Source organism: Hyphomicrobium sp. 2TAF46 (genome assembly GCF_052114865.1).
Taxonomy (GTDB): Bacteria; Pseudomonadota; Alphaproteobacteria; order Rhizobiales; family Hyphomicrobiaceae; genus Hyphomicrobium_B.
The window spans coordinates 459,219-486,013 of record NZ_JBFRFO010000003.1 but is presented as its reverse complement, the minus strand read 5'-3'; the positions used below and the strand labels follow the sequence as shown (position 1 = coordinate 486,013).

General features: G+C 60.0%; 23 protein-coding genes. 10 read left to right on the top strand and 13 right to left on the bottom strand.

Annotation, left to right across the window (positions count from 1 at the left end; translation table 11 throughout):
* Positions 1 to 27 precede the first annotated feature (27 nt).
* Both AB4Z24_RS09030 and AB4Z24_RS09025 read right to left on the bottom strand, forming a co-directional pair.
* Positions 28 to 3,099, bottom strand: a complete 3,072-nt coding sequence (locus AB4Z24_RS09030) for an AAA family ATPase (protein ID WP_441707618.1) — start codon at positions 3,097 to 3,099, stop codon at positions 28 to 30.
* Complete coding sequence (locus tag AB4Z24_RS09025; protein ID WP_441707616.1) at positions 3,096 to 4,238, bottom strand: exonuclease SbcCD subunit D; 1,143 nt, start codon at positions 4,236 to 4,238, stop codon at positions 3,096 to 3,098. Before AB4Z24_RS09025 ends, AB4Z24_RS09030 begins: the two co-directional genes overlap by 4 nt.
* Before the next feature lie 76 nt (positions 4,239 to 4,314).
* Here AB4Z24_RS09025 and AB4Z24_RS09020 point away from each other — a divergent pair, with 76 nt between their 5' ends.
* The 3 genes from AB4Z24_RS09020 (at position 4,315) to AB4Z24_RS09010 (ending at position 7,423) form a co-directional block, all read left to right on the top strand.
* Entirely contained in the window at positions 4,315 to 5,109 is a 795-nt protein-coding gene (locus AB4Z24_RS09020; RefSeq protein WP_441707615.1) for a WYL domain-containing protein, read from the top strand.
* A 364-nt stretch (positions 5,110 to 5,473) separates the two neighbouring features.
* Entirely contained in the window at positions 5,474 to 6,733 is a 1,260-nt protein-coding gene (locus AB4Z24_RS09015; RefSeq protein WP_441707613.1) for an aminotransferase class I/II-fold pyridoxal phosphate-dependent enzyme, read from the top strand.
* Positions 6,734 to 6,979: 246 nt separating this feature from the next.
* Positions 6,980 to 7,423 (top strand): host attachment protein, encoded by a 444-nt coding sequence (locus AB4Z24_RS09010; protein ID WP_441707611.1) that lies wholly within the window; start codon positions 6,980 to 6,982, stop codon positions 7,421 to 7,423.
* A gap of 35 nt (positions 7,424 to 7,458) precedes the next feature.
* On the opposite strand, the gene AB4Z24_RS09005 is transcribed toward AB4Z24_RS09010, so the two are convergent.
* The 5 genes from AB4Z24_RS09005 to AB4Z24_RS08985 all read right to left on the bottom strand — a co-directional run bounded on the left by AB4Z24_RS09005 (position 7,459) and on the right by AB4Z24_RS08985 (position 12,957).
* Entirely contained in the window at positions 7,459 to 9,009 is a 1,551-nt protein-coding gene (locus AB4Z24_RS09005; RefSeq protein ID WP_441707609.1) for a DHA2 family efflux MFS transporter permease subunit, read from the bottom strand.
* Positions 8,996 to 9,871 carry an efflux RND transporter periplasmic adaptor subunit gene (locus AB4Z24_RS09000; RefSeq protein WP_441707607.1) on the bottom strand — a complete coding sequence of 292 codons (876 nt, stop codon included), beginning with the start codon at positions 9,869 to 9,871 and terminating at the stop codon, positions 8,996 to 8,998. The genes AB4Z24_RS09005 and AB4Z24_RS09000 overlap by 14 nt, the downstream gene beginning before the upstream one ends.
* Positions 9,872 to 10,401: 530 nt before the next feature.
* Entirely contained in the window at positions 10,402 to 10,575 is a 174-nt protein-coding gene (locus tag AB4Z24_RS08995; protein WP_290989458.1) for a hypothetical protein, read from the bottom strand.
* 128 nt (positions 10,576 to 10,703) lie between these two features.
* Entirely contained in the window at positions 10,704 to 12,356 is a 1,653-nt protein-coding gene (locus tag AB4Z24_RS08990) for a L,D-transpeptidase family protein (RefSeq protein ID WP_441707605.1), read from the bottom strand.
* Between the two features lie 217 nt (positions 12,357 to 12,573).
* On the bottom strand, positions 12,574 to 12,957 hold the full coding sequence (locus AB4Z24_RS08985) for a hypothetical protein (protein ID WP_441707603.1): 384 nt from the start codon (positions 12,955 to 12,957) through the stop codon (positions 12,574 to 12,576).
* A gap of 492 nt (positions 12,958 to 13,449) precedes the next feature.
* Between AB4Z24_RS08985 and AB4Z24_RS08980 the strand changes: the two genes are divergently transcribed.
* Complete coding sequence (locus AB4Z24_RS08980; RefSeq protein ID WP_441707601.1) at positions 13,450 to 14,259, top strand: DUF1194 domain-containing protein; 810 nt, start codon at positions 13,450 to 13,452, stop codon at positions 14,257 to 14,259.
* Between the two features lie 15 nt (positions 14,260 to 14,274).
* Here the strand turns inward: AB4Z24_RS08980 and AB4Z24_RS08975 are convergent, their stop codons facing one another.
* The 5 genes from AB4Z24_RS08975 to AB4Z24_RS08955 form a co-directional block, all read right to left on the bottom strand.
* The gene (locus AB4Z24_RS08975) at positions 14,275 to 14,475 is read right to left on the bottom strand and encodes a hypothetical protein (protein WP_441707600.1); all 201 of its coding nucleotides are present in this window, start codon (positions 14,473 to 14,475) and stop codon (positions 14,275 to 14,277) included.
* A 110-nt stretch (positions 14,476 to 14,585) separates the two neighbouring features.
* The gene (locus tag AB4Z24_RS08970) at positions 14,586 to 15,398 is read right to left on the bottom strand and encodes a formylmethanofuran dehydrogenase subunit C (RefSeq protein ID WP_441707598.1); all 813 of its coding nucleotides are present in this window, start codon (positions 15,396 to 15,398) and stop codon (positions 14,586 to 14,588) included.
* Positions 15,398 to 16,303, bottom strand: a complete 906-nt coding sequence (gene fhcD / locus AB4Z24_RS08965) for a formylmethanofuran--tetrahydromethanopterin N-formyltransferase (protein WP_441707596.1) — start codon at positions 16,301 to 16,303, stop codon at positions 15,398 to 15,400. The genes AB4Z24_RS08970 and fhcD overlap by 1 nt, the downstream gene beginning before the upstream one ends.
* Positions 16,300 to 17,964, bottom strand: coding sequence for a formylmethanofuran dehydrogenase subunit A (locus AB4Z24_RS08960; protein WP_441707594.1), 1,665 nt, complete (start codon positions 17,962 to 17,964; stop codon positions 16,300 to 16,302). Before AB4Z24_RS08960 ends, fhcD begins: the two co-directional genes overlap by 4 nt.
* A gap of 26 nt (positions 17,965 to 17,990) precedes the next feature.
* Positions 17,991 to 19,277, bottom strand: coding sequence for a formylmethanofuran dehydrogenase (locus AB4Z24_RS08955; protein WP_441707592.1), 1,287 nt, complete (start codon positions 19,275 to 19,277; stop codon positions 17,991 to 17,993).
* A gap of 226 nt (positions 19,278 to 19,503) precedes the next feature.
* Here AB4Z24_RS08955 and AB4Z24_RS08950 point away from each other — a divergent pair, with 226 nt between their 5' ends.
* From AB4Z24_RS08950 to AB4Z24_RS08935, 4 genes are all read left to right on the top strand, one after another.
* Positions 19,504 to 20,046, top strand: coding sequence for an SRPBCC family protein (locus AB4Z24_RS08950; protein WP_441707590.1), 543 nt, complete (start codon positions 19,504 to 19,506; stop codon positions 20,044 to 20,046).
* An 8-nt stretch (positions 20,047 to 20,054) separates the two neighbouring features.
* Positions 20,055 to 21,023, top strand: a complete 969-nt coding sequence (locus tag AB4Z24_RS08945; RefSeq protein WP_441707588.1) for a beta-propeller fold lactonase family protein — start codon at positions 20,055 to 20,057, stop codon at positions 21,021 to 21,023.
* 221 nt (positions 21,024 to 21,244) lie between these two features.
* Positions 21,245 to 21,937 carry a hypothetical protein gene (locus tag AB4Z24_RS08940; RefSeq protein ID WP_441707586.1) on the top strand — a complete coding sequence of 231 codons (693 nt, stop codon included), beginning with the start codon at positions 21,245 to 21,247 and terminating at the stop codon, positions 21,935 to 21,937.
* Complete coding sequence (locus tag AB4Z24_RS08935) at positions 21,934 to 22,308, top strand: hypothetical protein (RefSeq protein ID WP_441707584.1); 375 nt, start codon at positions 21,934 to 21,936, stop codon at positions 22,306 to 22,308. The genes AB4Z24_RS08940 and AB4Z24_RS08935 overlap by 4 nt, the downstream gene beginning before the upstream one ends.
* A gap of 54 nt (positions 22,309 to 22,362) precedes the next feature.
* Here AB4Z24_RS08935 and AB4Z24_RS08930 read toward each other — a convergent pair whose 3' ends face one another.
* A complete protein-coding gene (locus AB4Z24_RS08930; protein ID WP_441707582.1) occupies positions 22,363 to 23,331 on the bottom strand; it encodes a quinoprotein relay system zinc metallohydrolase 2 in 969 nt (322 codons plus the stop codon).
* 436 nt (positions 23,332 to 23,767) lie between these two features.
* On the opposite strand from AB4Z24_RS08930, the gene AB4Z24_RS08925 reads away from it, so the two are divergent.
* On the top strand, positions 23,768 to 25,588 hold the full coding sequence (locus AB4Z24_RS08925; protein WP_441707580.1) for a methanol/ethanol family PQQ-dependent dehydrogenase: 1,821 nt from the start codon (positions 23,768 to 23,770) through the stop codon (positions 25,586 to 25,588).
* A 275-nt stretch (positions 25,589 to 25,863) separates the two neighbouring features.
* Complete coding sequence (locus tag AB4Z24_RS08920; RefSeq protein WP_441707578.1) at positions 25,864 to 26,724, top strand: c-type cytochrome, methanol metabolism-related; 861 nt, start codon at positions 25,864 to 25,866, stop codon at positions 26,722 to 26,724.
* Positions 26,725 to 26,795: the final 71 nt, after the last annotated feature.

Here is a 26,795-nt window from a genome sequence, read left to right as displayed (position 1 = left end):
GTGGCGCAACGACTTTTCCGTCCGCAGTCAAATCACGCCTCGGGATTCGACGGTGCTGCCGGTGATGTCCTTTCGGACATAGAAGCCGTTCGGGATGGCTTCCTGCACGAGCGGGACGTGCGAGATGATGCCGACTGAACGGTTTTGACTGACCAACTTGCTCAAAACCTGGAGGACTTGATCGAGGGTGCCCGCTCCGTTCTCGGTGTCGAGACTGCCGAATCCCTCGTCGATGAAAATGGTGTCGAGCCGGATCTTGCCGCTCGCACTTTCTACAACGTCGGCGAGGCCCAACGCAAGCGCAAGCGCGGCGATGAATGTTTCGCCACCGGAAAGGGTGCTCGTCGGTCGCGACTTGCCCGTATACGTGTCGAACACCTGAATGCCGAGGCCGCGGCGCCCGCGACCGCCTTCAAGATCGCGCTCCAGCCGATAGCGATTGTTCGTCATCGGCCCGATGCGCAGGTTGGCGGCTTCGAGCACCTGATCGAACATCGCGCCGATGGCGAAGGTTTCCAGATCGAGCTTCTGCGCGTTTTCGCCGTTCACAAGCTCAGCGAGTTTGCGGAGGGGGCCGGATGCTGCTTCGGCTGCATCGAGCCTGCGCAGCGTGTCGGCGAGTTCGTCGCGGAGTTTCGTCAGGTTTTGCAATCGAAGCTCGGCATCGAGTTGCTCGCGAGCCGCGTCCGACAGTTTCTCCCCGGCTTCCTTCTGCCTCGCTGTAACGGCGGCGAGATCGGGACGGACTTGTTCTCGGATGGCTTCGGCGGCATTTTCAGCCGCGTCCTTGGCGATCACGAGCTTGCGGCTGTGTTGTTCGACGGTTGCCCGATCCATGTCGATGGAGGCAATCGCCGGTTTCAAGGAGCGGAAGTCCTCCTCTGAAAGACCGGCCTCCACGAGGCGGGATTTGAAGGCGCCGATGGCTTTCTGCTGGCGCTCACGCCCGCTGGCGAGAGCATTGCCAGCCGCCTGCTGATCCTTTTGCGCGGTCAAGGTGGCGTCGCGTGTTTCCGATGCTTTTTTTTCGGCTGCTGCCTTTGTGCTCTCGCGATCGGTCAACGCCTGAGAAGCCGTCTCTCTGGTTGCGGTAAGGGTCGTGCGATCGCGCAGCGGCAACGGCACGGCGGACAACATTTCTTCCAACCGAGCGTGTGCGACGGACGTCGCTTTTTGGCACTCGGAATAGGCATAGCGCAGCGCATCGCGCGTCGTCGCGAGCGCAGCGATCTCTCCGTCCAGGCCTTCAATTTCGGTCTCGGCTCGCCCGAGGTCGATTTTCGGGCCGAGACCGTCGAGAGCCTGTTGCTCGCCGTGAACTTTGCCGTTCAGTACAGCAGCGCTGTCGCTGGGCCGTTGCATCCCGGACTGCCGATCTTCACGCTCCCGCAGGATGCTTCGCGCCGCTGCCAGCTTCTTGGCAACATCGCGCGCAACCAAGTCCGCCTGCTGCCAAGCGGTCTTTGCATCGCGAAACGTCTGATCGCTTTCGACGTTCTCGAGTGCGCGTGTTGCTGGCGCCGGATGCTCGGTCGCTCCGCAGACAGGACAGGGCGTGTCGGCTTCAAGCTTCGCGGCGAGATGCAAGGCTTGAGCTGCAGAAAGTTTCTGCTCGGCGTCCTCGAATTTGGTTAGCGTCTCCTCAGCGCGGCGTTGGGCCGTTTCGTGCGCCGAGTGGAGTTTCTCGGCATTGGCGTTTGCGGCCAGGATTTCTTTGCCTGCCTTCTCGAATGCCTCGGCAGCGGTGAAGGATACCTGCAAAGCGGCCAATCGAACGCCAATTTCGTGACGACGTGTTTCTGTGGCGCGCGCAACTTTGAGGAGCTCGGACTTCTCGCCCCGTGCATTCTGAAGGCTCGTCAAGGTCTGTTGAGCGCTGTCCAACTCGACGCTCGCCTTGCGTTCGGCGGCATGCATTTTTTCAACGGCGTTTTTCGTGCCGGAGGCCTTTTCCAGAGTCTGTTGGTGACGGTCGAGTTCTTCGAGCTGCCGGCGCAAGACTTCGATTTCGCCTGCTCGTGCAGTCTCGCGGGCCAGTGCTTCAGCAGCCAACTTCGCTGCGTTTGCTGCTTTCTCGGCGCTGCCTTGAGCGTTTTGCAGTTCCTCTTCAAGTTTCGAGATTTCGTTCGCGGCTTCAGTGACACGGGCTTCCGCATCGAGCAGGGAACGCGCCCGTTCGGCCTTGGCGACGCGCTCGGCCAGCGCGTCCGCCTCGTACTTGCTTGCCTGAAGCGCGGCAAGCGCGCTCGCGGTTGTTTCGGCGGCTTTGAATTTTGCTTCGATTGCTTCGGCGTCGCGCAGTGCGATCTGTGCAACTTCTAACGCCTGACGAGCGGCGTTCTCGATTTCAAGATGTTCCGCGTGGCGCCTCTCGGCTTCGACGATCCCAGCCGCGAGCGCGTCGGTGCTTTCGAACCCTGCCCGCGCGAGATCCCGTGAGCATGCGTCGCGTTCTCCGCGCACATGATTTTCAGCGCTGGCGGCGTCTGCCTTCAACCTGGCCGCAAGATCACGATAGAGCGATACATCGAAGAGATCGCGCAGGATTTCGAGCCGGTCTTTTGTCTTCGCCGCGAGAAACGTTTCGAACCGGCCTTGCGGCAGCAGAACGATTTGCCGGAACTGGTCCGCGCCGTAGCCCAGCATATCCGAGATGGCGGCATTGACCACGCCTACCTTCTTCTCCGCGATGATCTTGCCTCGGCGGTTGTCCGTGATTTCGTCGACCGATAAGCCTGTTGCGTCGAAGAGCCTGGCTTCATGCACGCTCGCGGTCTCGCCACTGCCGCGCTGTTTAGGCCGCATCTGATCCGGCTTCCGCCAGATCACGAAGCGGCGCTCTCCGATGTCGAAGACGAACTCGACTTCCGTCAGGATGCCGGCGTCGGCGTGATCCGCGCGGAGCGACGGCGCGTCCTGATCCGTCTTCGTAGGTGCGCCGAATAGCGCGAACGTTATGGCGCTGAAGATAGTCGACTTGCCCGATCCGGTCTGGCCGTAAATGCCGAAAAGCCCGGCATCGACGGCATCGCGAAAGTCGACGACGACGCGTCCCGGATAGGGCCCGAAGGCCTGCATTGTCAGTCTCACGGGCCTCATACCGCTTCCCCACCGTTCTGGGCGAGGTGAAGGGCGGGGGCGACGATCGCCCGCTCAGTGTCGGTCATCGGGTCGTTTCTGACGAAGTTCAGGAAATCGCCGATCACCTCGATCGGATCTGCAGCTCTTGCACCCGTTCCTGCGAGGGACTTGATTTCCGGCGCGCGTTCTTCACGCTGGTAGGTCAGATCGCAGGCATTCGGGAACACCGCGCGCAGGCGCTTCATGGCGTCGATGACAGGAGTTTCGTCGGTGAGAACAGCTTTGACGAAATTGTCCGAAGGCTTGGCGAGGAGAAGCTCGGCGTGCTTGCCTTTGAGGATGCGAACGCCTCGGAGGGGCTTGAATGGTATGTCCTCGATTGTCGTTTTGCCTGCGACGTCGATTTCGACGAGACTCATGGATTTTGCCGCGTCCGCCTCGTCGAATCCGAAAGCCAACGGCGATCCTGAATACCGAAGGTGCGGTACGCCGACGAACTGGGGGCGATGAAGATGGCCCAAGGCGACGTAATGGGCGCCGTTGAAGACGTCCGGCCGGACAGTCTCGACACCACCGACGCGCGCAAGCGGGCGTTCGCTGTCGCTTCCATCAGCGCCCGCCACGAAGGCGTGGGCGACGATGACCCAGCGGGCGCCTTCCGGAACATTGCGCCGGGCCGAGGCAACCTGTGCGGCCATGACATCTTCGGGTGTCTGCATCGTTTCGTCGGAGAAGCACTCACGCGCCGCAAATTCGTATGAGAAGGGCAAGCCGGAGAAGGCGACGACTCCGTGCGCATCGCTGAGAAGGAGAGGTTTCTCGTCGGCGCTGACGACACCGCGGATGAGCGCACGGCGCGCGTCGGTCATGATCGACATCGATGCGATACGGTCACCGGAATCGTGATTGCCGGCAATCAACACAACGGCGGCAGACGTCTCGGCCGCGATACGTGACAGGAACGCATTGAACTGTCGGACCGCAGCCGCCGGTGGGGCCGCGCGATCGAAGATATCGCCCGCGATTATGAGGACATCGGCGCGAAGATCGACGACTGTGCCAACGATCTGATCGAGGATTGCCTGATGATCCTCATCGAGCGGGATGCCATTGAATTGGCGCCCGAGATGCAGATCCGCCGTGTGCAAAACCCTCATAGTTTTATCCGTATAATTTTTACATGTATAGTTTTTATATGGACATGGGGCGGCATGTCAAGTTAGTGACCTTGTCATGACCCTCGATGACCTCAAGCACGCCCAGAGAGAGCGGGTGATCTTCCTCGACAGATGTCTCACTTGGCGCGGCGTGGCGAACCGCCGGGATCTGGTCGATCGCTTCGGCATCTCGACGGCGCAGGCCGCGCTGGATTTCAGAACCTATCTCAAGTTGGCGCGCGCCAAGCCCCCTTCCTATGATACGGTTCGCAAGACGTACTTCGCCTCAGACCGGCATGAACCGCTGGTGCCGTCCAGCCTCACGGCGGCCTTCGGCATACTGACGGACGAGGGCGAAAAAGGGCCTCTCTCCGCGCTTCCGCGGCCAGAACGGCGCGCTGATCCAAAAATAATCGCGCATCTCTATCAAGCGATTCGGTCGGAGAAAGCACTTTACGTGCGCTATACGTCGATGACATCGGGCACGGACAAAGGGCAGTGGATTGCCCCGACGCGCTTCACGTCGGACGGCGAAATTGTGCACCTCAGAGCCTTCAGCTTCAAACATAAGGAATTCCGGAATTACTTGCCCGTCCGGATTGAGCCCGACAGCACGTTCGAAGAAAGGCCGTCAGCGGGATTGCTGCCGGAGGACGCGGACTGGAACACCAGGGCGATCATTTGGCTGCGACCGAAATCAGGTCTTTCCGCGCAACAGGAGACCGTCGTTCGGCGGGAATATGGATTCGAGGGCGAACTCCTGCGTGTGGAGACACGGAAAGCGCTCGAGTTTTTTTTCGATCATCGATGGGGACTAGACCAGAAGGGCGCGCGTCTCGAACGGGCAAAGACAGAGTACGAACCTTTGTGAGCAGCTGCTAAAATTTTTAAGTGAGGCAAAACTGAACGTCTAGTTTCTATTGTATCGTTTGCATGCGGACGTTCTGTGAGCCCGTGCTCACGTTTCGCTTGGAAGCGAGAGAATGTTTGTCGATGGACGAGATAATTTTCCTGCACCGATCAAAGTGACTAGGCCGATCAGCTAGCCCGACTGGCGAAACGCAATTGTTCCGCAAGGCTTGGATCATTGCGCATGCCGTAGCGATTGTACGTTTCATCATGGATCTCGTGATGAGAGTTCGGCCCGTGACAGGACTCAGGGCTGCATCTGTAACGGTCTTCGATTGGAGTCACTCAGGGCGCATCATTTGTTGAAAAGCGTAAAGGTCCAGCCCATGGCATCAATTACTATTCGCTCCATCAAACCGTTGCTTGGTTCGAGACAGGCCGAAAGATTTGGCTATCGCGAGGCTACCGCATTTTCCAATACATCACGCTTCCGGTCGATACGGCAGTACCGAATGCTGGCGCGAGCTTGGGGGGTGAAGGAGCCTTTCTTCAAAATTCAGGAAAGCCGCTCGAACACGTCCGTGACCATCGAAGGACAGCGTTTCGTCAACTTCGCGTGGACCGATTATCTGGGTTTCAGCGATCACCCCGAAGTTTTGCGGGCGGCGAGGAGTGCTATCGACACGTTTGGCTCTTGCATATCGGCAAGTCCTATGGTTTCCGGCAGCCTCGAAATGCATCGTCAGCTCGAAACGGAGCTGGCGGAATTTTTTGGCTTTGAAGATGCCCTTTTGTTTGTGAGCGGACACGCTGCCAACGTGTCGACAATTGGAACGCTCGTGGGTGAGGGCGACCTGATTGTCCACGACGAACTGGTGCATAACAGCGCCAAAGTCGGGGCGCGATTATCCGGTGCGGAAATCAAGGCTTTCAGACACAATAATCTGGCATCGCTTGTTCGCATCCTTCTTCAACGTCGCGATCATTTTAAAAACGTGATGATCGTCGTCGAGGGCCTTTATTCCACCGAGGGAGATTGCCCCAATCTTTCCGATCTCGTGGCGATCAAAGAGCGTTTCGGCTGCTGGCTCATGGTCGACGATGCGCACGCCATTGGCGTTCTGGGTGCGAACGGGCGTGGAATTGCCGAGTACGCAAACGTCGACCCAAAGAAGATCGATATTTTCATGGGTACGCTGAGCAAGACGCTAGCCTCTTGTGGCGGCTTTATTGCAGGCAATGCAGAGCTGATCGAAATCCTCAAGTATTCCGCGCCGGGTTTTGTCTACTCGGTTGGACTCCCTCCGGCCATGACGGCCGCCGCACTCGCAAGCCTTCGGTTGCTCAGAAGTGATCCGGAGCGGGTCCATCGTCTCCAGAAAAATTGCAAACTGTTTTTCCGGGAGTGCAGACAACGCGGCCTCGATACGGGGACGAGTATCGGGCTTGGAATGATCCCTGTCATCGCCGGTTCCGTGAAGAAGACCGGCAGGCTTCTGGAGCGGATGATGGAGCGCGGTTTCAACCCATCGCCGATCATTTATCCTGCCGTTCGCATCGATACGAGCCGGCTGAGATTCTTCATTTCATCGGAGCATTCCATAGCAGACCTTCAATCCTGCGCAGAGGCTTTGAGCAGAGAATAGCCCGGCGTCTTACATTTGATTTTCGTGCTGACGGAAGGCTCAGACTGGCGGGGACTGCCTGAGGTGATTGCGTGTCGGACGGCATTTCGATCAGGAATTAGCCACGGGTTACGGCGGTCATTCCAACAGCTTGAGCAACGACAGAACCTGTCGTGCGTTTGCAAACGCATCGAGCGGCGTCCTCGTTGTCCCGTCCGAGCCACAGCGAAGCGGAGGCGTGAACGGGCGAAGTTCAAGGAAAATTCGATGAAACCTACGCGAACATGGATACTCGTCACGGATGGCGGTCATGCACGGATATTGGAAGCTTTCGGCCGAGGCAAAAACGTTCACGTCTTTTCGGAAGCCAACCTGAACAATACTCCGAGCCATCTGAAATTTAGGGATAGGGTTGTCCGGGTACACGAATCTCTCGGTTACACGCGCCATTCGATCGAGCCAAAGCAGGATCTGTATCGCGCGCTCGAGGTTCTCTTTGCAAGCCAACTCGGAGCAATGCTCGGCGGGTATGCCGCACGCAACTCATTCGATCGCCTTGTCGTGGTCGCACCGCCGACGATGCTCGGTCAACTGCGTAAGGTTCTACCTTCCAATACGCGTGAAAAGATCGTTGCCGAAATCGATAAGGACCTAACCCGCTTTCGGGTCAGCGAAGTGGTTTCGCATATCCAGAAAGTTGCCATGCTTTAACCTTGTAAAGTCCCACCAAGTGGATTTGCGGGACGCTATTTCGTGCTGGCCGGGGCGTAGGGCGAGCCCGCGCCGGTATCCTTCAGCAGCATCACGAACGGGATCAACACGAGGAAACTCAGCGTGATGAAGCCGAAGGCCTCGATGAAGCCGATCATCATCGACTGGCGCATGAGCTCAGCGCCGAGCAGTTGCTGCGCCCGTGGATCGGAGGCCGATAGCCCGGTCGCGTTGAACCATGCATGAAGCGCGGGATTGTAAGGATCGAGTGCGCCGCCGAGGGTTCGCCAATTCTGCTGCGAGGCGCGTGTCAGGATCGTTGCGGCGATCGCGATGCCGAGCGATCCGCCGATGGTCCGCGCGATGTTGAAAATGCCGGCGGCCTGGTCCGACGCCTCCTTCGGTAAGGTCTGATAGGCAAGCGTCGAGAGAGGCACAAAAATCATGCCCATGCCGATGCCCTGAACGATGGTCGGCAAGATTATCCAGAATTGATCGATTTCGAGATTGTACGTCCTCGTCGTTACATACGTACCGACGGTGGACAAGACGAGGCCGAAAAAGACGAGCCACCGTGAATCGACATGCGAGATCAGCGCCGCGACGACGACCATGCCCATCATGACGGCGACACCGCGGGGTGCCATGACGAGTCCGGCCGTGCTGGCGGGATAACCGAGAAGGTGTTCGAGAAAGAGCGGCTGCAGCGCGATCGTGCTCAGCATTCCGACGCCGAATGCCATGATGAGAAATGACGACGTCGCGAGGTTCCGGTCCTTCAAGAGGTTGAGCCGCAGAATTGCATCCCGCCGGTTGAAGCTTCTGATGACGAATGTGGCGAGGCACACGATCGATACGATGCCCAAGACTACGATCAGTGGCGATTGCAGCCAGTCCTCGACATTGCCGCGATCGAGCAGCATCTGGAGGCTGCCGACGCCGATGGCCAGAAGAGCGGCGCCGAGCCAGTCGATCGGCACTCGCATGGCCTTTGTCGGCTGGATGTAAGCGACGAGAAGCACGAGGTTGACGATGCCGATCGGCAGGTTGATGTAGAACACCCATTGCCAGCCGAGGTGATCGGTGATGAAGCCGCCGACCGTCGGGCCCATGATCGGACCGAGGAGAACGCCTATTCCCCAAACGGCCATTGCCTTGCCGCGGCTCTGCGCATCGTAGGTATCGACCATCGTCGCCTGCGAGAGCGGAACGACGCTTGCGCCGAACGCGCCTTGAAGGAGACGGAACAGCACCATCTGGAAAAGCGTGCCGGACTGACCGCAGAGCATGGAAGCGACTACGAAACCGGCAACGCTGACGACGAGAACGTTCTTGCGGCCGAACCGTTCGGCGAGAAAGCCGCTCATCGGAATGACGATGGCTTCAGCGACAATGTACGACGTCAGCACCCACGTGATCTGGTCCGGCGTGGCGCCGAGCGCTCCCATCATGTCGGGCAGCGCGACGTTGACCACGGTCATGTCAAGGATGACCATGAGCACGGCGAGCAGGACGGCGAGCGAACTCAGGAGCCTTTGAGGGAGCGGCGTGCTCGTATGATCGGCAACCTGATCACTTAGCGCCACTGGTCGCCTCTTCGGCGGTGTCGACGATCACGTATGCGGAGGCGCCGACGCCAATCGCGGGATCTTCTGGCTTGAGCGTCAGGCCGATGCGAACCGGAAATCTCTGGACAACCTTCACCCAGCTGCCGGTCGCGTTCTCGGCCGGCATCAGAGAAAACGCGGCATTGCTGGCGCGGCTGACCGCTTCCACGTTGCCGGTGAATTTCTGCGACGGATACGCATCGATGGTGATCGTGGCGGTTTGTCCGGGCTTGATGCGGGCGAGATCGGTTTCCTTGAAATTGGCGTCGACCCACCAATGCGCCGTATCGACGAGCGGGAACATGCCCATGCCGGCTTTTGCGATTTCGCCGGGCTGAATGCGGACCTTTCCGACCGTTCCGTCGGCGGGTGCCTTGATGGTCGTGCGATTGAGATCGGTGCGGGCCTGGTCAACGGCAATTTGCGCTTGCTCGACGTTCGCCTTGGCGGCGGCTGCCTGCGGACCCGCTCCAGTTGCCTGCTGCTGGGCAACGCTGAGACGCGATTCTGCGAGTTTCAGAGCGGCTTCAAAAGGCGCGCGGTCGAGCTGAACGAGGACGTCGCCGGATTTGACGGCGGTGAAGTCATGGACTTTGACCTCCGTGACGGCTCCTGTCACGAGCGGAGCTATCTGAACGATATTGGCCTGGACCTGCGCATTCTCGGTCGAAGGATAGAGGCTCGCGTGTTGCCAGTAGAAATAGGCCGCCGCGATGAGAGCGATGAGAGTAAGAACGCCGAGGACCGACAGGGCTTGCTTCGAAAGAAGCGGTGCGCGCGTGGACGCAGGGCTGACACTTTGGACAGCCACCGGCTTCTTTTCTGGCAATCGGTCCTGCATGGATTTTTTCCGCTTGTTCGTAGGCTGCAACTTTCGTGATCCCTTAAAGTTGCCATCGAGGCTCCACACAGCTCTCGGCTGCTTGCCGGGCTGTATACTTGCAGCATCGATTATGGGCGATAGAAAATATTCTGGTCAGCTCAGGGTGCGCTCAGGTCTCGGCCGAATTCGCTCGGATGCCTTAACGTCTGAACTCCGGGTTCGCAATGCGGCGTAGGCGTTGCGTCAGTCTCGGGCGTTTTTGCGGATCAGTTCTAGCTATTGCGGGATTGCGATTACCGGTGTGGAGACAACACTTGGGCTCGTTAACTTCTTCGACCGAAAGGGCATCGCAACAGCAGTCTACGATTTGAGATCGATATGATCCGCGCTGGCGGACTGCTGCGGCTGGTGTCGCCGCGTGAAATGCCGGATGCCGCGTTCAAAGTCGGCGCCCGCGATCATCGGCCGACCTAGCCAAGTTAGGCCGTCCGCTGAGGATACCTCTTCGGTTCGAAGCTTCACCCGAAATGGGTCAGCGGCACAGCCTGTCAGGGACCGGCGTTGGCGAGAAAACGTTCTGCGACGCCGAGTGCTTCTCGAATTTTGCTCGAGATGACGCAGCGGCGCTGCAATTCGCTGTCGGCATATTTCAACGCATCGCGAAGCTGCTCAATGACGCCGAGTGTCGAAATATCGCTTGCGAGCCGCGGTTGGGCATTCATGACGGTTCCTCCGAAGACGTTTCTTCGGAGGCAATAACGTCCTCGCGGCATTTTCAAGGTGAGGCTACGCCCGGCCCGATTATTCTTGGGAACAGGCAAGGCTGGCGAAGCTTCGACGGTTTCTCAAGTCACCACCAGAACAGCGACTTCTGGCGCGGATAATACCCCCGCCGGCCGTAGCGATCGTAGTTGTAATAAAAGTCGTACGAGCTATCGCGATAGAAGTTGTCGGAGGGGAAGAACTGCTTCGGACGCTTTTTGATGCCGCCTTGCGGTTCGGTGCTGATGAGGACGATGAAGTCCGTCGCCTTGGCGGTTTCCTTGCTCGCCGCCTCGTCCGAAATGATCAGCGATGAACCGGGCCATGCCGCCTCGGTGACGCGCGCGAGAACGTCCGGCGAAATGGTGATGCGATCGAGCGCGGCGGTGGCTTTGGCGACGTCCGTTTGGCGCGCGTCGGCGGCGCTATTCGTCTGATCGAGACGATCGTCGTCGTAGGAAGCGTAGTCCGCTCCCTTGTGTTCCATCGTCACGGCGGTCCAGCGCAAATTCTTGCCATCGTTCGTATAATCGACGGCGGTGTAGATGTGCGTGCCGATCGGCTTGTCGGGCTCGCTGATCGTGACGGGAGCTTCGAATACCGGCTCGTAGCCCTGGCGGACGTAGAGGCGTTGCGTCTTGAGGCTGATGAAGATCGAAACGGGTTGCGTCTTGTGTTTCGCTGCGTCGGCCAGGGCGACGGCTGCGTCTCGTGCCGCTACGAAGGGGGCAGCCTTTTGCGTGGCTGTCTGCAACTCGGCCTCGGCCGCCTTGAGCGTCTCCGTTAACTGGGCGACCTTAGCGGTTGCGTCTTCGGCGATCTTGAGGGCTTTTGCCTTGGCCTCTTCCCAGTTCTTTGTCGCTTTGGGAGACTTCGCCGAGTTCAGTCCCTTCTCGGCCTTTGCGAGTTTGTCGTCGGCGGCATTCTTCGCCGCTTCGGCCTTACGCAAAGCCTTTGCCGCCTTATCGCGTGGCTCTTTCTTCTCGGTGACGATCTGCGTCATCTGATCGGCCTGATCGTTCGCGGCATCGGCTTCAATCCGCTTGCCGGCTGCGATCGACTTCAGAGCTTCGAGCTGGGCAACGCGTGCCGGCCAACGCTTCACATTGGGCTCAAATGGGCTGGCGTTATCGTCGCTCTCCTGATCCTGGTAAGACATTGGAATCGCGACGGCCGACTCGACGGCCGGCGGGGGCGCCGGCTTCAGCAGCAAGGGATGTGAGATTTCGACGGGGGCCACATCGTCGTATGCAACGATCACGCGCATGCCGACTTTGGTCAGCGGATAGAGGCGCTGGGCGAAGCTCTCGGGGAGGCGAACGCATCCGTGCGACGCCGGATAGCCGGGAAGGGCGCCGCCATGGAGCGCGACGCCGGACCAGGTGATCCGCTGCATGAACGGCATCGACGCGTCGTCGTAGACGTTCGAATAGTGTTCCTCTTCCTTTTGCAGGACGCTGTAGATCCCGACCGGCGTTTCGTAGTCCGTTCGTCCGCTCGAAACGCGCGACCGCATCGTGCCGCCGGCGGCATCGTAAATGGTTACGCGCTGATCCCTGAGTGAGACGATCGCCATCACGGGCGGGCCGGTGAGAGAGCCCTGCGCAACATCCTCAAGACGAGCCGAGCGGCGGCTGGCGGCCCCGGCGTCATCGACGGTCGAGACGAATGCCAATGCAACGATTGCCAACGAAGCGAGGCCCAGGGAGGGGGACTGCCGCTTTGGGTGCAGACGGAACATTTTTCAGACCTTGAGTATGCGGACAGGCAAGGTGGAAACGCAGCGTAGCCTGAAGATGATTGAGCATTAATTAGCGTGTGTCCAAGTAAAGCATCATCGTCGATGTTTCGTGTCTTTACGAGTCCGCTAGATCCAATGCGGATGCGTGCGCGCAAAAAGAGCAAAGCGCCCCCAACGCACGTTGAGGGTGCTTATCTAGGATCTGATTAGATCATCATTAGTAGTCGCAGACCCACCGGTGGCGAGGGCGGCTCCACCAGCAGGAGTCGTAGCCGTAGTAATAGTCGTCATAATAATAGGGATAACCGACGAAGAAGAAGCGGTTGTGGCGATGGTGGCTTCGTCCGGCGAACTGGCTTCGAGCGATTCTGCGATTGTAATACGCACGCCCGTAGACATGGGGCGCACCCATGGGGTGGCCGCTATACATGCCTCCAGATCCAGCGTGCATGCCGCCGGACTTTACGAGGGTCTGGAGGCTGTTGTCGCCGCCCGGTGGGTGTGCCGGTCCAAGGTTCAGCGGCGCCGCCACGGCACCGCAGGCGGCCGTCGCGAGCGCAAGGGCTCCGCCGGCGCATATGAGAAGAAACGTTCTCGACATGGTGCTCTCCTTTGTGAGCGAAGGCATCCGGCCGGACTGCCGCACGAGGACAGGAAATGCGTGCTCGATCAGTATCGTGATCAAAATCATGGGATCACGGGCGGTCGGGCGTTTTTGCGGACCGGAAGAACGGGGCATCGCCGCCGTTAACCACATTCTAACACACGAGGGACCTGAGACCTCTGTTCCGCCGGGAACAGCGCGGGACGGCAAAAAATGCTGAGGGCGGCGGCAGCCCCACTCGGCGGCCTCGCCACCGTGCCAGCGCTCCGAAAATCGCGTGATGCAGATCCTCTGCGAGCTGTTGACCCTGCAGGCCGACATCCGCGTATCGGCATCCGACTCAGCGCGCGGGCGTACAGCTTCATCGGCCGCGATGCCGAAGCCTGGCCAATCGGTCTAGGGGTTCCGGCGGAGGCACCAGGGAGCGCTTGGCGGGAAAAAATCTGTTTGATAGGTATGGAATATAGGTGCGGCATCTGGTGCCGTGCGATGCCCGCGGGAGTTCTCTCCATTTTCAGCTTTTTCAAACAGCGGCGGGCGGCGATTTCCGCTGTCATGGCTGCCGGCACGTTCTTGGCTGGCGCTCTCGCGGTATGGGCGCAGGAGGGGGCGCCCGTCGACACGGCGCTGGTCGTCTCCGTCGATGTCTCGAACTCGGTCGACGAAGCACGTTACCGACTGCAGATGGAGGGGATAGCCAAGGCGCTTGAAGACCCCGGCGTCATCGACGCGATTACGGGCGGATCGTCCGGCGGCATTCTGTTCTCCATGGTGACGTGGGCAGACACGCCGTCCTTCGTCATTCCGTGGATCCGGATCGCCAACAAGGCCGACGCGTTTGCGGCTGCGAAGCGGGTTCGGACGTTGCCGCAACAGGGCGGTGAGTTCACTTGCATGACGCGCATGCTGAGGTCGGCGAACGATAAAATCGTTCCGCAAATTCCGGCCAAGGCCGCCCGCATTCTTATCGATGTTTCGGGGGATGGACCGGACAACTGCAACGCGGAAGAGTCCATCGATACCGTTCGCAACGAGCTCGTCAGCAATGGCGTCACGATCAACGGTCTGCCGATCCTGCTCGATACGCCAGAGGACTCGGCGCTGCTGCCCAAGGCGGTTCCCGGCGGCAAGCATCCCCTCGAGCAGTGGTATCGTGAGCACGTCATGGCGGGCCCGGGAAGCTTCGTGCTTCCTGCGCAAGGCTATGCCGATTTCGAGCGGGCGATCCGGCAAAAATTCGTCATCGAGGTGAGCGGCTTGGAAGCGCCCATCTATTCGAAGACGAACTTTGCCCGGTAGCTGCCGGGCCACAGGTCAGATGTCGTTTTCAGAAGTGGAAGCGCAACGCCAACGCGTCACCTGCCAGCCAGGATGCTCATTGGCCCATTTCGCGAAATGCGGAGGAGCCTCGACCATGCATGTCATGGCGTCGACGTCCGCATCGATCGGAATCTTGTAATCGCGGCAGACATTCGGATCGTTCGTGAGGCAGGCGGAAAGAACGATTGCAAGCATGGCGGTTTTCCGGATTGGGCGTCAGCGGTACTTGACCATACGATGACGTTGCGGCTCGAAGGTTTGTTTCAGGTGAGCCCAATCGGAAAAAAGCTGTCAAATTAAACGCGTCAGGCCGCCGGCAGCAGGATTTCGCCTCTCCCGATGGTCGCCAGGTCGCCGCCAATCTTCTGGACAAACAAGGGCATAGGTTTCGGAGCCAAGTCACCGAGCACCGATTTCAGGTAGCGCGAGATGACGCGCGTGATCACGAGATCGTGTTTGCCGGTGTCGACGAAGGTCGGCAGCAGTTTCTCGACGCTCGGACCGATCAGGGTGCCACGGCGCATCATCAGACCGGGTTCCGGCCCAATGCCGCCCTCGGCCCAGATGGTGCCGCCGATCATTCGAGAGCCGGTGTGCGAACCGGTTTTGCCGCGGACGACGACGACGCCGCGCCGCATCTTGTCACCCGCGCGCGAGCCGATGTTGCCTTCGACGACCGTGATGCCACCGAGCATGCCGAAGCGATCGCCGGGGATCATACCACCGAGATTATCGCCAGCGTTGCCGCGGACGTGGATCATGCCGCCGGTCGATCCGGAGGCTAGAAAATGCGCGGCATTGCCGTGAATTTCGAGCTTGCCACCAGCCATCTTGCGGCCGGCATAGGAGCCGGCATCGCCAATGACGCGGATCGTGCCGCTGTCGAGACCCGCGCCGATGAAATCGAGCTCGGGTGTTGCGCCTTCGATGGTAAGGACCTCGCCAGCGCTGCCTGAAATGTCGAAGGCGTCGCCGAGCGCCAGGCCGCCCTTTTCGATGCCGACGTCGAGGCGCGCGATTTCATGCGCGGACAGGGCCGAGAGTTTTGCGGGCGTTATGCCGGAGAGCGTCATCCGCTCGGTCGCGGGCGCCTTGAGGCGCAGCGTGAAGCCGCTCATCAGATGAGATCCTTCAGATGATAGTGATGCTGTCCGAGCTTGCCGCCGTAGTTGCCGGCAGTGATCCGCGTGACGCCGCGTTTGGCACCGGTATCGGTGACGGCTTTGAGACCGGCGCGCATAGCGTCGGCGACCGCCTTCGACGTCAGGCCGTCGATGACGATTTCGAGGACGGCGAGCGTGTCGGGCGCCAGCTCAGTTTTTTTGACGGTGCCGCGAAGCGTCGGGCAGAAGGCGTCGTTCGTCGAAGCAAACATGCCGGCGTACTTGGCGCCGACCTTTGAACCCGAGCGGACGATGCCGCCAGGGAAGGGCGTGATGACGTCATCGACCTTGGCGATGGCATCGACCGCAGCTTCGGCGGTTTCGAGAAGCCCGGTCCGGTCGGTGCCAAGGATGAGCATGTTGCCGCCGCCGACGGCGTCGGTCGTCAGGCCGGTCTCCTCTTCGACAACGAACTCGCCGTCCATGACGGGCACGCGCCAGTAGCGGGTGCCGCCGAGTTTCTTCGCCGTTTGGTATCCGTCGCCGAACAACCGCGGGCCCTTGCCGAGGCCGATCGTCTTATCCGCCTTGAAACCCGCATAGCAGGCTGAGCCTGGGCTCGTCAGCACACACTGGCCGATGCGGTTGCGGATTTGCGGAACGAGCGAGTCGGGCGAGAATCCGAAGATGAGGATGCGGACGCCCGGGCGGCCGTCCGGCGTTTCATCCGGCGACAATTCCTTGTCGATGCCGCATTCGGCGCCGCAGCCGATGACGGACGTGCCGAAGCCCGTCGCGACCGTTGCGGCGATGCGTGCCCACTTCAGCGTATCGGCTGTGATGATGATGCCGGTTCCGCTCATGCCGAAAGCTTCGGCGAAGGTATCGTCGATGACGACGCCGTTGACCGTCTTGCTCATGCTGCGCGCGCCCTGGTCGGTTGGATGATCAGCGAACCGCGGCCGCCGTTGATGATTTCATCGTCTGAGAGACGGAAGTTATCCATGCGGACCGTGTGAAAATCTTCGAAATAGCGCTTCAAAGACCTCTCGATGCTTCGATCGTAGTTCGGCCGGGCAACGTGCGTTCCGCCGTTGACGACCTTGACGATCTTGCCGTTGCGCACGATCAGCTCGCCATTCTTGAAGAGAAGCTCGGGCGTCGTGAACATGGCTTCGCGGTCGGGATTGTCGTCGTAGACGGTGATGTCCGCCCAGGCGCCGACGCCAAGGTGGCCGCGATCTACGAGGCCGAGGCTCTTCGCCGGACCGGCGCGCGTCATGATCGCGATTTCGTAGAGCGAATATTCGCGGTCGAGCGAGCCAAGCGTCGAATACTGCAGCGCGTCCTGATTGATCTTCTGCATCATGTCCCGACGGAAGTTCTTATCCATCAGGAGCCGGATGAGATGCGGGTACCATGTGAACGGACCGCCGTTCGGATGGTCGGTCGTCAGGAACAGACGCCAGGGGTCGTTGACGAGTAGGAACAACTCGAGGCCGATCGCCCACTGCAGTGCGTTGACGAAGCTCTTGTCGCGATACTTGAAGGGGACGACACCGCAGCCCGCGTCGCACTCGATATCCATCACGACCCATTTCTTCGGATCGGCGGAGCGCGTGTTGACGAACTGGCGCATCGAGTCGCCCGATGCCGTGCAGGTCTGCCCGAACATGACCTGGCCGACGTCGCACGAAACGTTCTTGTTGGCGTTGACCGCTTCGGCAATCTGCGCGGCGGCGGAGGAGAACTTCTTGTCGCCTTCGGTGCCGTAGCTGTGGAACTGGATGTGCGTGAGGTGGATCGGCAGGCCTTCCGCGCCCTTGATCGTCGCGAGCGTCGTCTCGTAGCCGCCGGGGACGCCGAGGTTGCAGCCGTGAACGTGCAGAGGATGGACCACGCCCAACTCGTTCAGGCCGCGCGCCAGGTTCACGATGATATCGCGCGGCGTCACGCCGTAATAGGTGTGCTTCTCGTCGAGATCGAGCTTCCGCTGATTGAACTTGAAGGCGCTGATGCCGCCGGGGTTGACCACCTTCACGGCGATCGCCTGTGCGGCGTGCATCGTCCAGGCGATGTAATCCTTGATGGCCGAGAAGTCGGCTTTGGCGGCGAGCTGACGCAAGAAGAAGTCGTCAGAGCCGAGCATCACGAAGGCGCCCTTGTCGATGATCGAGGTGTCGGCCATCTCCATGTGCGCCTGACGGGCGTTCGCGGGCAGCATCGCGGGCTCGAAGGCCGATGTGTAGCCCATCTCGGCGTAACGGTAGCCTGTCGTCATCGTCGAGGGGACGGCGTGGCCAACGCCGGCGCGAGTCAATTCCGTGCGCGCGACTTCATTGCCGATGTGATCCTCGGGGAGCATCATGCGGGCGATCGTCATCTTGCCGCCGCCGATGTGCGAGTGCGGATCGATGCCGCCAGCCATGATGACACGGCCATGCAACGCGTATTCGTGATCGACCTTGGCGGTCGGCTCGGGAGAGACGATGCGGCCGTTCTCGATGAAGATATCGCGAACCTCGCCGTCAACGCCATTTGCGGGGTCGTAGACTTTGCCGCCGGTGAGCTTAATCAACATTATCGATATCGATCTCGGTATGGGGTCTAGAGGGCAGCTTCAATTTTTTCGAGCACGCTGGCGGCGCTGGGCAGGTTCGACTGGCGCAGCTTGCGCAGTGGCAGCGATACGACGTTGTCGACGCGGACCATCGTTCCGGCATGGTCGATGCCGGGCGTGCCGACGGGAATATAGACCTTCGGTGTGCGCGGCGGTTTGACCGACGGCGTAGCGAGCAGGATCGTCGGAACATCGGTATCCGGCGGGGTCAGATCGGGCGAGAAGGACGCGATCCACAGCAGCAGATCGGTTTCCTTCGCAGAGAGCAAGCGGCTGATCGCGTAGCGTTCCGCATCGTAATCCGGCTTGCCGCTCGCGAAGGAGACTCGCAGCGGGAAGCCCGACTGCCAGCCGCAAACGGCGCCTGCGGAGACGGCCCCTTCGTTGCCGCCGAGGGCGAGGCCCGCGAAGCGCGACGTCAGGTTGATGTCTTTCACGAACTCGGAGATAGCTTGGACGGTCAGATCGGCGCTTGGGAAGCCCAGGCTCGGCGGAGCCCATACGACGACGCCATAGCTCGCTGCCTTGCAGCGGGCGAAAAGATCGTCGACGGCCGCGCGCGGCAGACCACCGATGTCGTCGCCCGGGATCGTTGCACCTTTGTTCAGCGCGCGCATGGCGTCGAGAACTTCGGCGATCCGCTCGGCCTTCACCGGCAGCGTCACGACCTCGCCGATGCGCTCTTTCCCGATGACGGCGGACTGATCCAGGCCTTCGCCGAGGAACACGACCGTTCGCTTCGGCGGGTTATCGGAGAACATCGAGGCTTCGTTGCAAACGATGCGTTCGAAGAAGCGGGGATGCAATTTGTGAACGTCGCTTCCGGCGATGATGAACAGGTCGGCGCGGTTGCGCGCCTCGGTGAGCGTCGTCAACACCCAGCCGGAGGACTGCAGCACTCTGAAGTTGCGGTACTGAGCGTCGCTCAGCGCATGGTCGACGACACCGCCACCCTTTTCGGCAAGGGCGATGGTCGCGCGAACGCCATCGACGTCGGTGCCGAGACCGCCAAAGGCCGGCAGGCGGCTCTCTCGGATCAAACGGGCCGCAGCCGCTATCGCCTCGTCCAGCGTCACGTCTCTGCCGTCGACTTGCGGCTTGGGCTCGGTGAGTGGGCGTTCGAAGCCGGCTACCGATTTCACGCAGCCGTTCTTCAGAACCTTCAGTCCGCTACCAGACGGTCCGATTTCCAGATCGTCGCAAAGAATGCCGCAAAAAGGACAGGCGACGTTTTGATAGTGGTTGGCGCCGTTACTCGACTTTTCAGGTTCCAAATCCTGCTCCTCATGGCCCCTGGTCTTGCAACCGGCGGGATTCGACCAAAGCACGCGGCCGCAGGTAAAACAACGTTACCCGGGCGGTCAAGCGTTGCGAACGGTCACTTCGAATGCGACACATTTTGCCGTCTTTCCGTAGATAATGAAACCTGCCTAATGTCCCCCGCTCGATCCCCGGGCCACCGACCCGGCCATCGCATCATAAAATTTCCGGAGGAAATGTATGCTCAAACGCTTGCTGATCGCCGCAGCAATCTTCGGCCTGGCACCGCTGTCTTCGACCGCTCCGGCATGGGCGCACGGCCCGTCGCGTCAGAAAGTCGTTGAGTCCATCGAGATCAACGCCCCGGCCGACAAGGTTTGGGCCGTGATCGGCAATTTCCAGGACGGGAGCTGGATCCCGGCCGTCGCCAAGACGGAAGGCAAGGGCGGCAACGACGTTGGCGCAACGCGCACCCTGACGCTCAAGAGCGGCGGTACGGTCGAGGAGCAGCTCGACAAGTACGACGCCGCGGAGCACTCTTTCGGGTACGAAATCACCAAGGTCGATGTGAAGGTTCTGCCGATCAACGATTATTCCTCCCACGTCACGGTGACGGCGAACGGCGACAAGTCGACGGTCGAGTGGAAGGGCGCGTTCTACCGCGGCTACATGCTTAACGATCCGCCGCCGGAGCTTTCGGACGAAGTCGCGTTCAAGGCGATCAAGGATCTCTACACCTCGACGCTCGCGGCGTTGAAGAAGAAGATCGAGGGTGGAAGCTGATAGGACTCTTGCGTTTCAAGAGGTTCGGGCGCGGGTTCGGCCTTTGCTTGCTCGCGCTGCTCGGCCCGGAGGGCGTACCTGCCATCGCGCCCGCCGTCGCTCATGAGGCGATCGTAACGGATCAGCCAGCCGACAGCGTTTCTTTCGTCGATCTCGAAGCGATGAAAGAAACCGGCCGTATCGGCGTCGGCGGCAAACCCGCCGGGGTCGCTCTCTCGCCCGACAAGGCGACCGCGTATGTTACGGCCCCGGACAGCAAAGAGCTCATCGAGATCGACGCCGTTTCGCATGCTGTGAAGCGGCGTCTGGTTCTCGGCGGCGCACCGCTCGGGATTGCCGCGCATCCCACGCTTCCCGAAGTTTATGTCGCCGATTGGTATGCGCATAAGCTGATCGTCGTCGACACGGTCAAGTTTGCTGTTGCGGGGGAGATCGCCGTCGGGCTCTCTCCGTCGGGGATCGCGGTGACGCCGGACGGCCGTTTGCTGCTTTCAGCGGACCGGGACAGCGACGCCATTTCCATTATCGATGTCGCGACGCGGACGCGTTTGGGAACGGTCGCGACTGGCAGCCGCCCTTTCGGCATCACCATCGATAAGTCCGGGATGCGGGCCTTTACGGCCAACGTCAAAAGCGACGACGTCACCGTAATCGACATCGCGACAAGAACGGTTGTCGGCAAGGTGCCGACGGGCCGGCGGCCTTACGCGGTGGCCCTGGCGCAGGGGAGGGGGTTCGTCACCGATCAATATGGGGGAACGATCACCGTTTTYGATCTGGGGACGCTTGCTCCCATCAAACGGATCGACGCCTGCGATCACCCCGAGGGCATCGAGGCAGATGCCGGCGAGACGAATGTTTACGTCGCCTGCTGGGGTGACGACGTCCTGCTGCGGATCGATCCGCTAAGCCTCAAGGTGACCGGAAGGGCCCCGGTCGGGAACGGGCCCCGGGCGTTCGGTAAATTCATCCGGTGACGATCCGCTCCGGTGGCCGGGCCTTCCAGCTCCCGTGTTACTGCCTTGTAAGTTGAGACTTTCCGATCTTCCGGCATCCTATGGCAATCTTGCATTCCGGAAACGGGGACCATTGGCACGGTCATTGACTGAAATTGGCAAGTCATCTGGTCAAGCCTTCCCGGTCCCGCTACACAGCCGGACAAAAAATCCCGAATAGACGATCTGGAGGATCGCCCCACATGTCGAAAATTTTGTTCCGCAGGGCCGGTATTGCGGCGTTCGCGGTTATTTGCCTGGGTGCCATTGGCGCCACTGCCGCGGAGACGCCGAAGCTGACGGAGATCCTCTTCGATCGTCCGCATATCGCCGCGATCGCGCCGGGAACCGACCTCGTCTATAAATTCGAGCGCAAGCCTTCCAATCCAAAGGCGCTCGGCGAGGGCTTCACTGACGATATCGTCGTGAAGATCGAAAGCGATGGTGCGCCCGGCAAGAAAAACGTGCTGATCAAGATGTATTCGGGGGATAGGGCCCGCGAACCGCAGCGGATCACCGATATGGACGGCAACCCTATGCTCATCGTCTTCCTGGATAACGCAGTTGCGCATTTCCGCCTGCTGGCCGGCGGGGATAGCGCCTATCTCAAGGGGACCTTTAGCAAGTATCTCGGCGACGGCGCGACGATGACTCCGGCGACGATTGTCTACAAAGGTCAGCCGGTCGAAGGCTACAAGGTGACTGCGACGCCCTACGTTAACGATCCCGCAAAAGGGAAGATGAACGGGTTCGAGGGCGCGACGTTTACAATAGCGTTGTCGGAAAAAATTCCGGGATACTTCGCGAAGATGACCTCGGAGTACACAAATACCGACAAGAACTCGCCGACGCTTGAAGAGACGACAACCCTCGAGGGTGTAGGAGACGTGAAATGACAAAGCGCTTCGCGGTCCGCGTTTGCAGCGGACTTTTCGCAGCGGCGGCTGTTCTGATTTCCGCCTCCGCGGGACGCGTCGCAGCTCAGGAGCTGCCGCCGAACGACTACCCGACGACAGCGCGCGCCGATTACGTTTATGCGTGCATGGCCGTGAATGGCCAGAATCGCGCAATGCTCGAGAAGTGCTCGTGCTCGATCGACGAGATCGCGAACATCTTGCCTTACAGCCAATATGAAGAGGCCGAGACGCTCGTGTCCGTTGGCCTGCGTGGCGGCGAAAACGTCGCCTGGACGCACGCGCCAGAGTTTCAGGAGAAGGTGAAAAACCTGAGACGCGCCCAAGTCGAGGGCGAGCTTCGCTGCTTCTAGGAAGCTGCGTACCATTATCTCAGTTCGGGGCGCCTTCGGGCGCCCTTTGCTTTGCTATTCCCATTCCAGCTCGGTGAAGGCCGCTGTAACGTTGCGCGGGTGATGCTCGTCGAACAGAGCCCACTTGCCGCGCTCCGATTGTCCGGCGGTAGCGACGGCTTCCTCGATCGTCTTGCCGTCTTTGATCATCCTTCGAACGTCACCGGCCAGAACATTCAGATAGCGCTCCACGGGCGCGATCGCGTCGGGCCAAGGCATCGTCTTCGGTCCGTGCCCCGGCACGGCGCGATCGGCTTTTTCCTGCTTCAGCACCGGGATGAGATTGAGCCAACCGACGATCGATCCGTCGAGCGTTGGAATGTGATCGGAGAAGAGAAGGTCGCCGAGAAAAAATGTGCCCGTCGCGGAATCGAAAATCGTCAGGTCGTTGTCAGTGTGCGCCGTTGGGCGTGCCTTGAGAGTCAACGTCCGGCCGCCGAGATCGAGGTCGAGCGTGTCATTGACGAGCACGGCCGGTGGAATGATCTCAGTGCCGGCGAAGGCCGCGTCGCCGACACGCTGACGTGCGTTCGTCAGATAGCTGTCCTTGCGCGCGTACAGAGCCGCCGGCAGCTTATAATGGCCGACGAATTCGACTGTCGGCGATTTGAAGGCGGCGTTCCCCAGCACATGGTCTGGATGCATGTGCGTGTTGATCACGTAGCGAACGGGTTTGTCGGTGATCTTGGAGATAGTCTCGCGAAGATCCTTACCGGCCTCATAGGAGCCGCTCGTGTCGATGACGGCTACAGCCGAGGCGCCGATAATGCAGATCGCGTTGGAGATATCTCCGCGATTTTCACTATTAACCAATTCGTACTTACCGACGTGAACGAAGATTCCGGGTGCGATCTCGATCACGCCGATTCTTTCTGCCTCAGCGCGGGAAAGCCGAGGCAAAAGCGGCAGAAGCGCGGCAAGCGTGGCGCCGCGAAGGAAGTCCTTGCGGGAAGGTTTTGCTGAGAAAGGGGGAATTGGCGGCATTCAAGTTCTTCACCAATTGTGAATGGGCTGAAATAGCATTTTCCTTCTGAACTTTTCACCAACGCCCGAAAATTCCTCGCCATTGGGGCTATTTTTCAACACTCGGAAACAATTAGACGTGCGCCGCAGCATTTTTGGTGCAGCGCAAATTTTCCCCGTAAATACAGGGATATTTTGGGTCAGTCGTATTGTCCTAATTTGCCGCAGGCGAATGAGTGTCGCACTTCGTGTTGCGGGCTTAAAAAAAAAGTGTCTACATGCCCCCCGTTCACGAGGACTATCGGTTTCTACACGGTTTCGTGAAGAGCTTCTCCTCCGATGGGGCAAAGACGGGAAAAAAATCCCGCAATTCCCAAGATCGGAGAAGGAGATATCGGGAGTTCTCGGGTTCGACTTGCAAGCGTGGCAAGACTTTTCTCAAAATGGAGGAAGCGCGATGCGCAAAAGTGCATTCGCCTACGGTTTGCTCGCAACAGCCGCGTTCTCGGCGCCCGTCTGGGCGAACGATGACGTTGCCAAGTTGTCGAGCGATCCGAATAACTGGGCACAGCAGTCTGGCGACTATGCCGGCACCCGGTACTCGACGCTGGACCAGATCAACACCGAAAACGTTGGCCAGCTCAAAGTGGCATGGACGTTCTCGACGGGCGTTCTTCGTGGTCACGAAGGCGGCCCGCTCGTCATCGGCGACACGATGTATCTTCACTCGGCGTTCCCGAACATCGTGTTCGCGCTGAACCTCGCCGACGAGCAGAAGATCATCTGGAAGTATACGCCAAAGCAGGACCCCTCGGTCATCCCCGTGATGTGCTGCGACACGGTTAACCGTGGCGTGCAGTACGCCGAAGGCAAGATCTTCCTCCACCAGGCCGATACCGCTCTCGTCGCTCTCGACGCGAAGACCGGTAAGGAACTGTGGAAGGTCGTCGACGGCGATCCGAAGAAGGGTGAGACGGGCACGGGTGCTCCGCTTGTCACGAAGGACAAGGTGATCATCGGTATCTCGGGCGCTGAATTCGGCGTTCGTTGCCACGTCACCGCCTACGACATCAACAGCGGTAAGAAGGTCTGGCGCGCCTACTCGATGGGCCCGGACTCTGACATCCTCGTTGATGCCGAGAAGACCACGTCGCTCGGCAAGCCGGTCGGCAAGGACTCCTCGCTCAAGACCTGGAACGGCGATCAGTGGAAGATCGGTGGCGGTTCGACCTGGGGCTACATGGCCTTCGATCCGGAACTCAACCTGATCTACTACGGAACCGGCAACCCCTCGACCTGGAACCCTGCACAGCGTGCGGGACCGGATGGCAAGCCGATCGACCAGAAGTGGTCGATGACCATGTTCGCTCGTGACGTCGACACCGGTGTTGCCAAGTGGGCATACCAGATGACGCCGTTCGACGAGTGGGACTATGACGGCATCAACGAGCCTATCCTCGCTGAGCTCGATTTCGATGGAACGAAGCGCAAAACGGCAACTCACTTTGACCGTAACGGCTTCGGCTACACCTGGGATCGTGCAACGGGCGAGCTTCTCGTCGCTGAGAAGTATGATCCGGTCGTGAACTGGGCAACCGGCATCGACATGGACAAGTCCTCTAAGGACTATGGCCGTCCGATCCGCGTCGCGAAGTACTCGACGTTCAAGAACGGCGCAGACGTCAACACGAAGGGCGTTTGCCCTGCGGCTCTCGGTTCCAAGGACCAGCAGCCGGCTTCGTTCTCGAAGCTGACCGGCTTGTTCTATGTTCCGACGAACCACGTTTGCATGGACTACGAACCCTTCAAGGTTTCGTACACGGCTGGTCAGCCTTACGTTGGCGCCACGCTGTCCATGTTCCCGGGTCCGGATGAACCGAAGCGTATGGGTAACTTCATCGCTTGGGACGGTGCAAAGGGCAAGATCGTCTGGTCGAAGCCTGAGCAGTTCTCGGTATGGTCGGGCGCTCTGACCACCGCTGGCGGCGTTGCCTTCTACGGCACGCTCGAAGGCTACTTCAAAGCCGTCGACCAGAAGGATGGCAAGGAGCTCTTCAAGTTCAAGACGCCGTCGGGCATCATCGGCAACGCTATGACTTACAGCCACGGCGGTAAGCAGTACGTTGGCATCTTCTCGGGCGTTGGTGGTTGGGCCGGTATCGGTCTTGCTGCTGGCTTGACGAACCCGACCGATGGTCTCGGTGCTGTCGGTGGCTACGCCGGTCTTTCGGAGTACACGAACCTCGGTGGCTCGCTCACCGTGTTCGCTCTCCCATAAGGCGCGAGCCTAGAAATAGGGGAGCCGGTGCGGGGAAACCTGCGCCGGCTCTTTGCTGTCCGTAATCAGTCCTTGTCCTAAGAAACTAACGGCCGCATACAAACGACGGCGCGACAAGTGGCGATCTTCTTTCGCTTATAAATGCGACGCTACAAGCGGATGCTCGGCGAACGGCGGCTCACCATCCACGATCCACGATAATAAAAAAAAGGATCGGGAAATGGTCAGTGCAGAGTGGACTCGTGGAAATAATTGACAGGATGAAGAGGAACCTCGTGAACAAGTTTAGTAAGAGAATGGCCGTCGCTCTGATGGCCTGCGCCGCGGCGGGCGCTGCCGCTTGCCAAGAACAGAACAAGCCGGAAGAGAAGCCTGCAGCATCGACATCAGCTCCCGCTCCGGAAGCGAAGTCTGAGGCTGCCGCGACCCCTGCTGCCGAACCCGCGAAGCCGGTAGAGGCCGCAGCTCCGGCCCCGGCCGCCGTGCCCGAGAAGAAGGCTGAAGCGGCTCCGGCGCCAGCGCCTGCAGCCGAAGCGCCTCAGAAGGTCGCCGAAGCTACCGCACCTGCAGCTCCCGCTGCCTCGTCGGCTGCTCCCAATCCTGACGATCCGAACGCGCCGCCGCTGGGATCGCGCAAGGCAGATGGCGATGCCGTCTATACCAACCCAGTCAGTGAGCTCGCCAAGAGCCTGGGCATCAAGTTTGAAGATGGCCGCTATCGCAACAAGGACGGCGACCCCGTGCCCGTCGTCACGAAGGATTACATGGTTGACTGGGGTACGTGGAACGGCTTCCGCCGCTATCACGATGCTTGCCACGTGTGCCACGGTCCGAACGCTCTCGGCAGCACCTTCGCTCCTGCGCTGGCGGACAGCTTGAAGACGATGGATTACAATACGTTCATCGCGACGGTTTCGAGCGGCCGCGTCGTGAACCGCGCCGGAACGGAGTACGTCATGCCGGCGTTCGGCGAAGACAAGAACATCATGTGCTACATCGATGATATCTATACGTACATTAAGGCACGTTCCCAGAACGCGACCGACCCCAAGACAGGTATGCCTGCTGGCCGTCCGAATGGCCGCGAAGATATCTCGCCGGAAGCCAAAAAGGCTGCTGACGAATGCACGGGCTGAGGATCTGGAAACTTGTCCAGTTCTCATCATATGATTGGCAGACTTGATTGATGGTCCGGCGCGTCGGTGTC

Excerpts from the sequence above, each read along its gene's own strand:
- AB4Z24_RS09030 (WP_441707618.1), bottom strand. The coding sequence starts at position 3,099 with ATGAGGCCCGTGAGACTGACAATGCAGGCCTTCGGGCCCTATCCGGGA.
- AB4Z24_RS09025 (WP_441707616.1), bottom strand. The coding sequence starts at position 4,238 with ATGAGGGTTTTGCACACGGCGGATCTGCATCTCGGGCGCCAATTCAAT.
- AB4Z24_RS09020 (WP_441707615.1), top strand. The coding sequence starts at position 4,315 with ATGACCCTCGATGACCTCAAGCACGCCCAGAGAGAGCGGGTGATCTTC.
- AB4Z24_RS09015 (WP_441707613.1), top strand. The coding sequence starts at position 5,474 with ATGGCATCAATTACTATTCGCTCCATCAAACCGTTGCTTGGTTCGAGA.
- AB4Z24_RS09010 (WP_441707611.1), top strand. The coding sequence starts at position 6,980 with ATGAAACCTACGCGAACATGGATACTCGTCACGGATGGCGGTCATGCA.
- AB4Z24_RS09000 (WP_441707607.1), bottom strand. The coding sequence starts at position 9,871 with ATGCAGGACCGATTGCCAGAAAAGAAGCCGGTGGCTGTCCAAAGTGTC.
- AB4Z24_RS08995 (WP_290989458.1), bottom strand. The coding sequence starts at position 10,575 with ATGAATGCCCAACCGCGGCTCGCAAGCGATATTTCGACACTCGGCGTC.
- AB4Z24_RS08990 (WP_441707605.1), bottom strand. The coding sequence starts at position 12,356 with ATGTTCCGTCTGCACCCAAAGCGGCAGTCCCCCTCCCTGGGCCTCGCT.
- AB4Z24_RS08985 (WP_441707603.1), bottom strand. The coding sequence starts at position 12,957 with ATGTCGAGAACGTTTCTTCTCATATGCGCCGGCGGAGCCCTTGCGCTC.
- AB4Z24_RS08980 (WP_441707601.1), top strand. The coding sequence starts at position 13,450 with ATGCCCGCGGGAGTTCTCTCCATTTTCAGCTTTTTCAAACAGCGGCGG.
- AB4Z24_RS08975 (WP_441707600.1), bottom strand. The coding sequence starts at position 14,475 with ATGCTTGCAATCGTTCTTTCCGCCTGCCTCACGAACGATCCGAATGTC.
- AB4Z24_RS08970 (WP_441707598.1), bottom strand. The coding sequence starts at position 15,398 with ATGAGCGGCTTCACGCTGCGCCTCAAGGCGCCCGCGACCGAGCGGATG.
- fhcD (WP_441707596.1), bottom strand. The coding sequence starts at position 16,303 with ATGAGCAAGACGGTCAACGGCGTCGTCATCGACGATACCTTCGCCGAA.
- AB4Z24_RS08960 (WP_441707594.1), bottom strand. The coding sequence starts at position 17,964 with ATGTTGATTAAGCTCACCGGCGGCAAAGTCTACGACCCCGCAAATGGC.
- AB4Z24_RS08950 (WP_441707590.1), top strand. The coding sequence starts at position 19,504 with ATGCTCAAACGCTTGCTGATCGCCGCAGCAATCTTCGGCCTGGCACCG.
- AB4Z24_RS08940 (WP_441707586.1), top strand. The coding sequence starts at position 21,245 with ATGTCGAAAATTTTGTTCCGCAGGGCCGGTATTGCGGCGTTCGCGGTT.
- AB4Z24_RS08935 (WP_441707584.1), top strand. The coding sequence starts at position 21,934 with ATGACAAAGCGCTTCGCGGTCCGCGTTTGCAGCGGACTTTTCGCAGCG.
- AB4Z24_RS08930 (WP_441707582.1), bottom strand. The coding sequence starts at position 23,331 with ATGCCGCCAATTCCCCCTTTCTCAGCAAAACCTTCCCGCAAGGACTTC.
- AB4Z24_RS08925 (WP_441707580.1), top strand. The coding sequence starts at position 23,768 with ATGCGCAAAAGTGCATTCGCCTACGGTTTGCTCGCAACAGCCGCGTTC.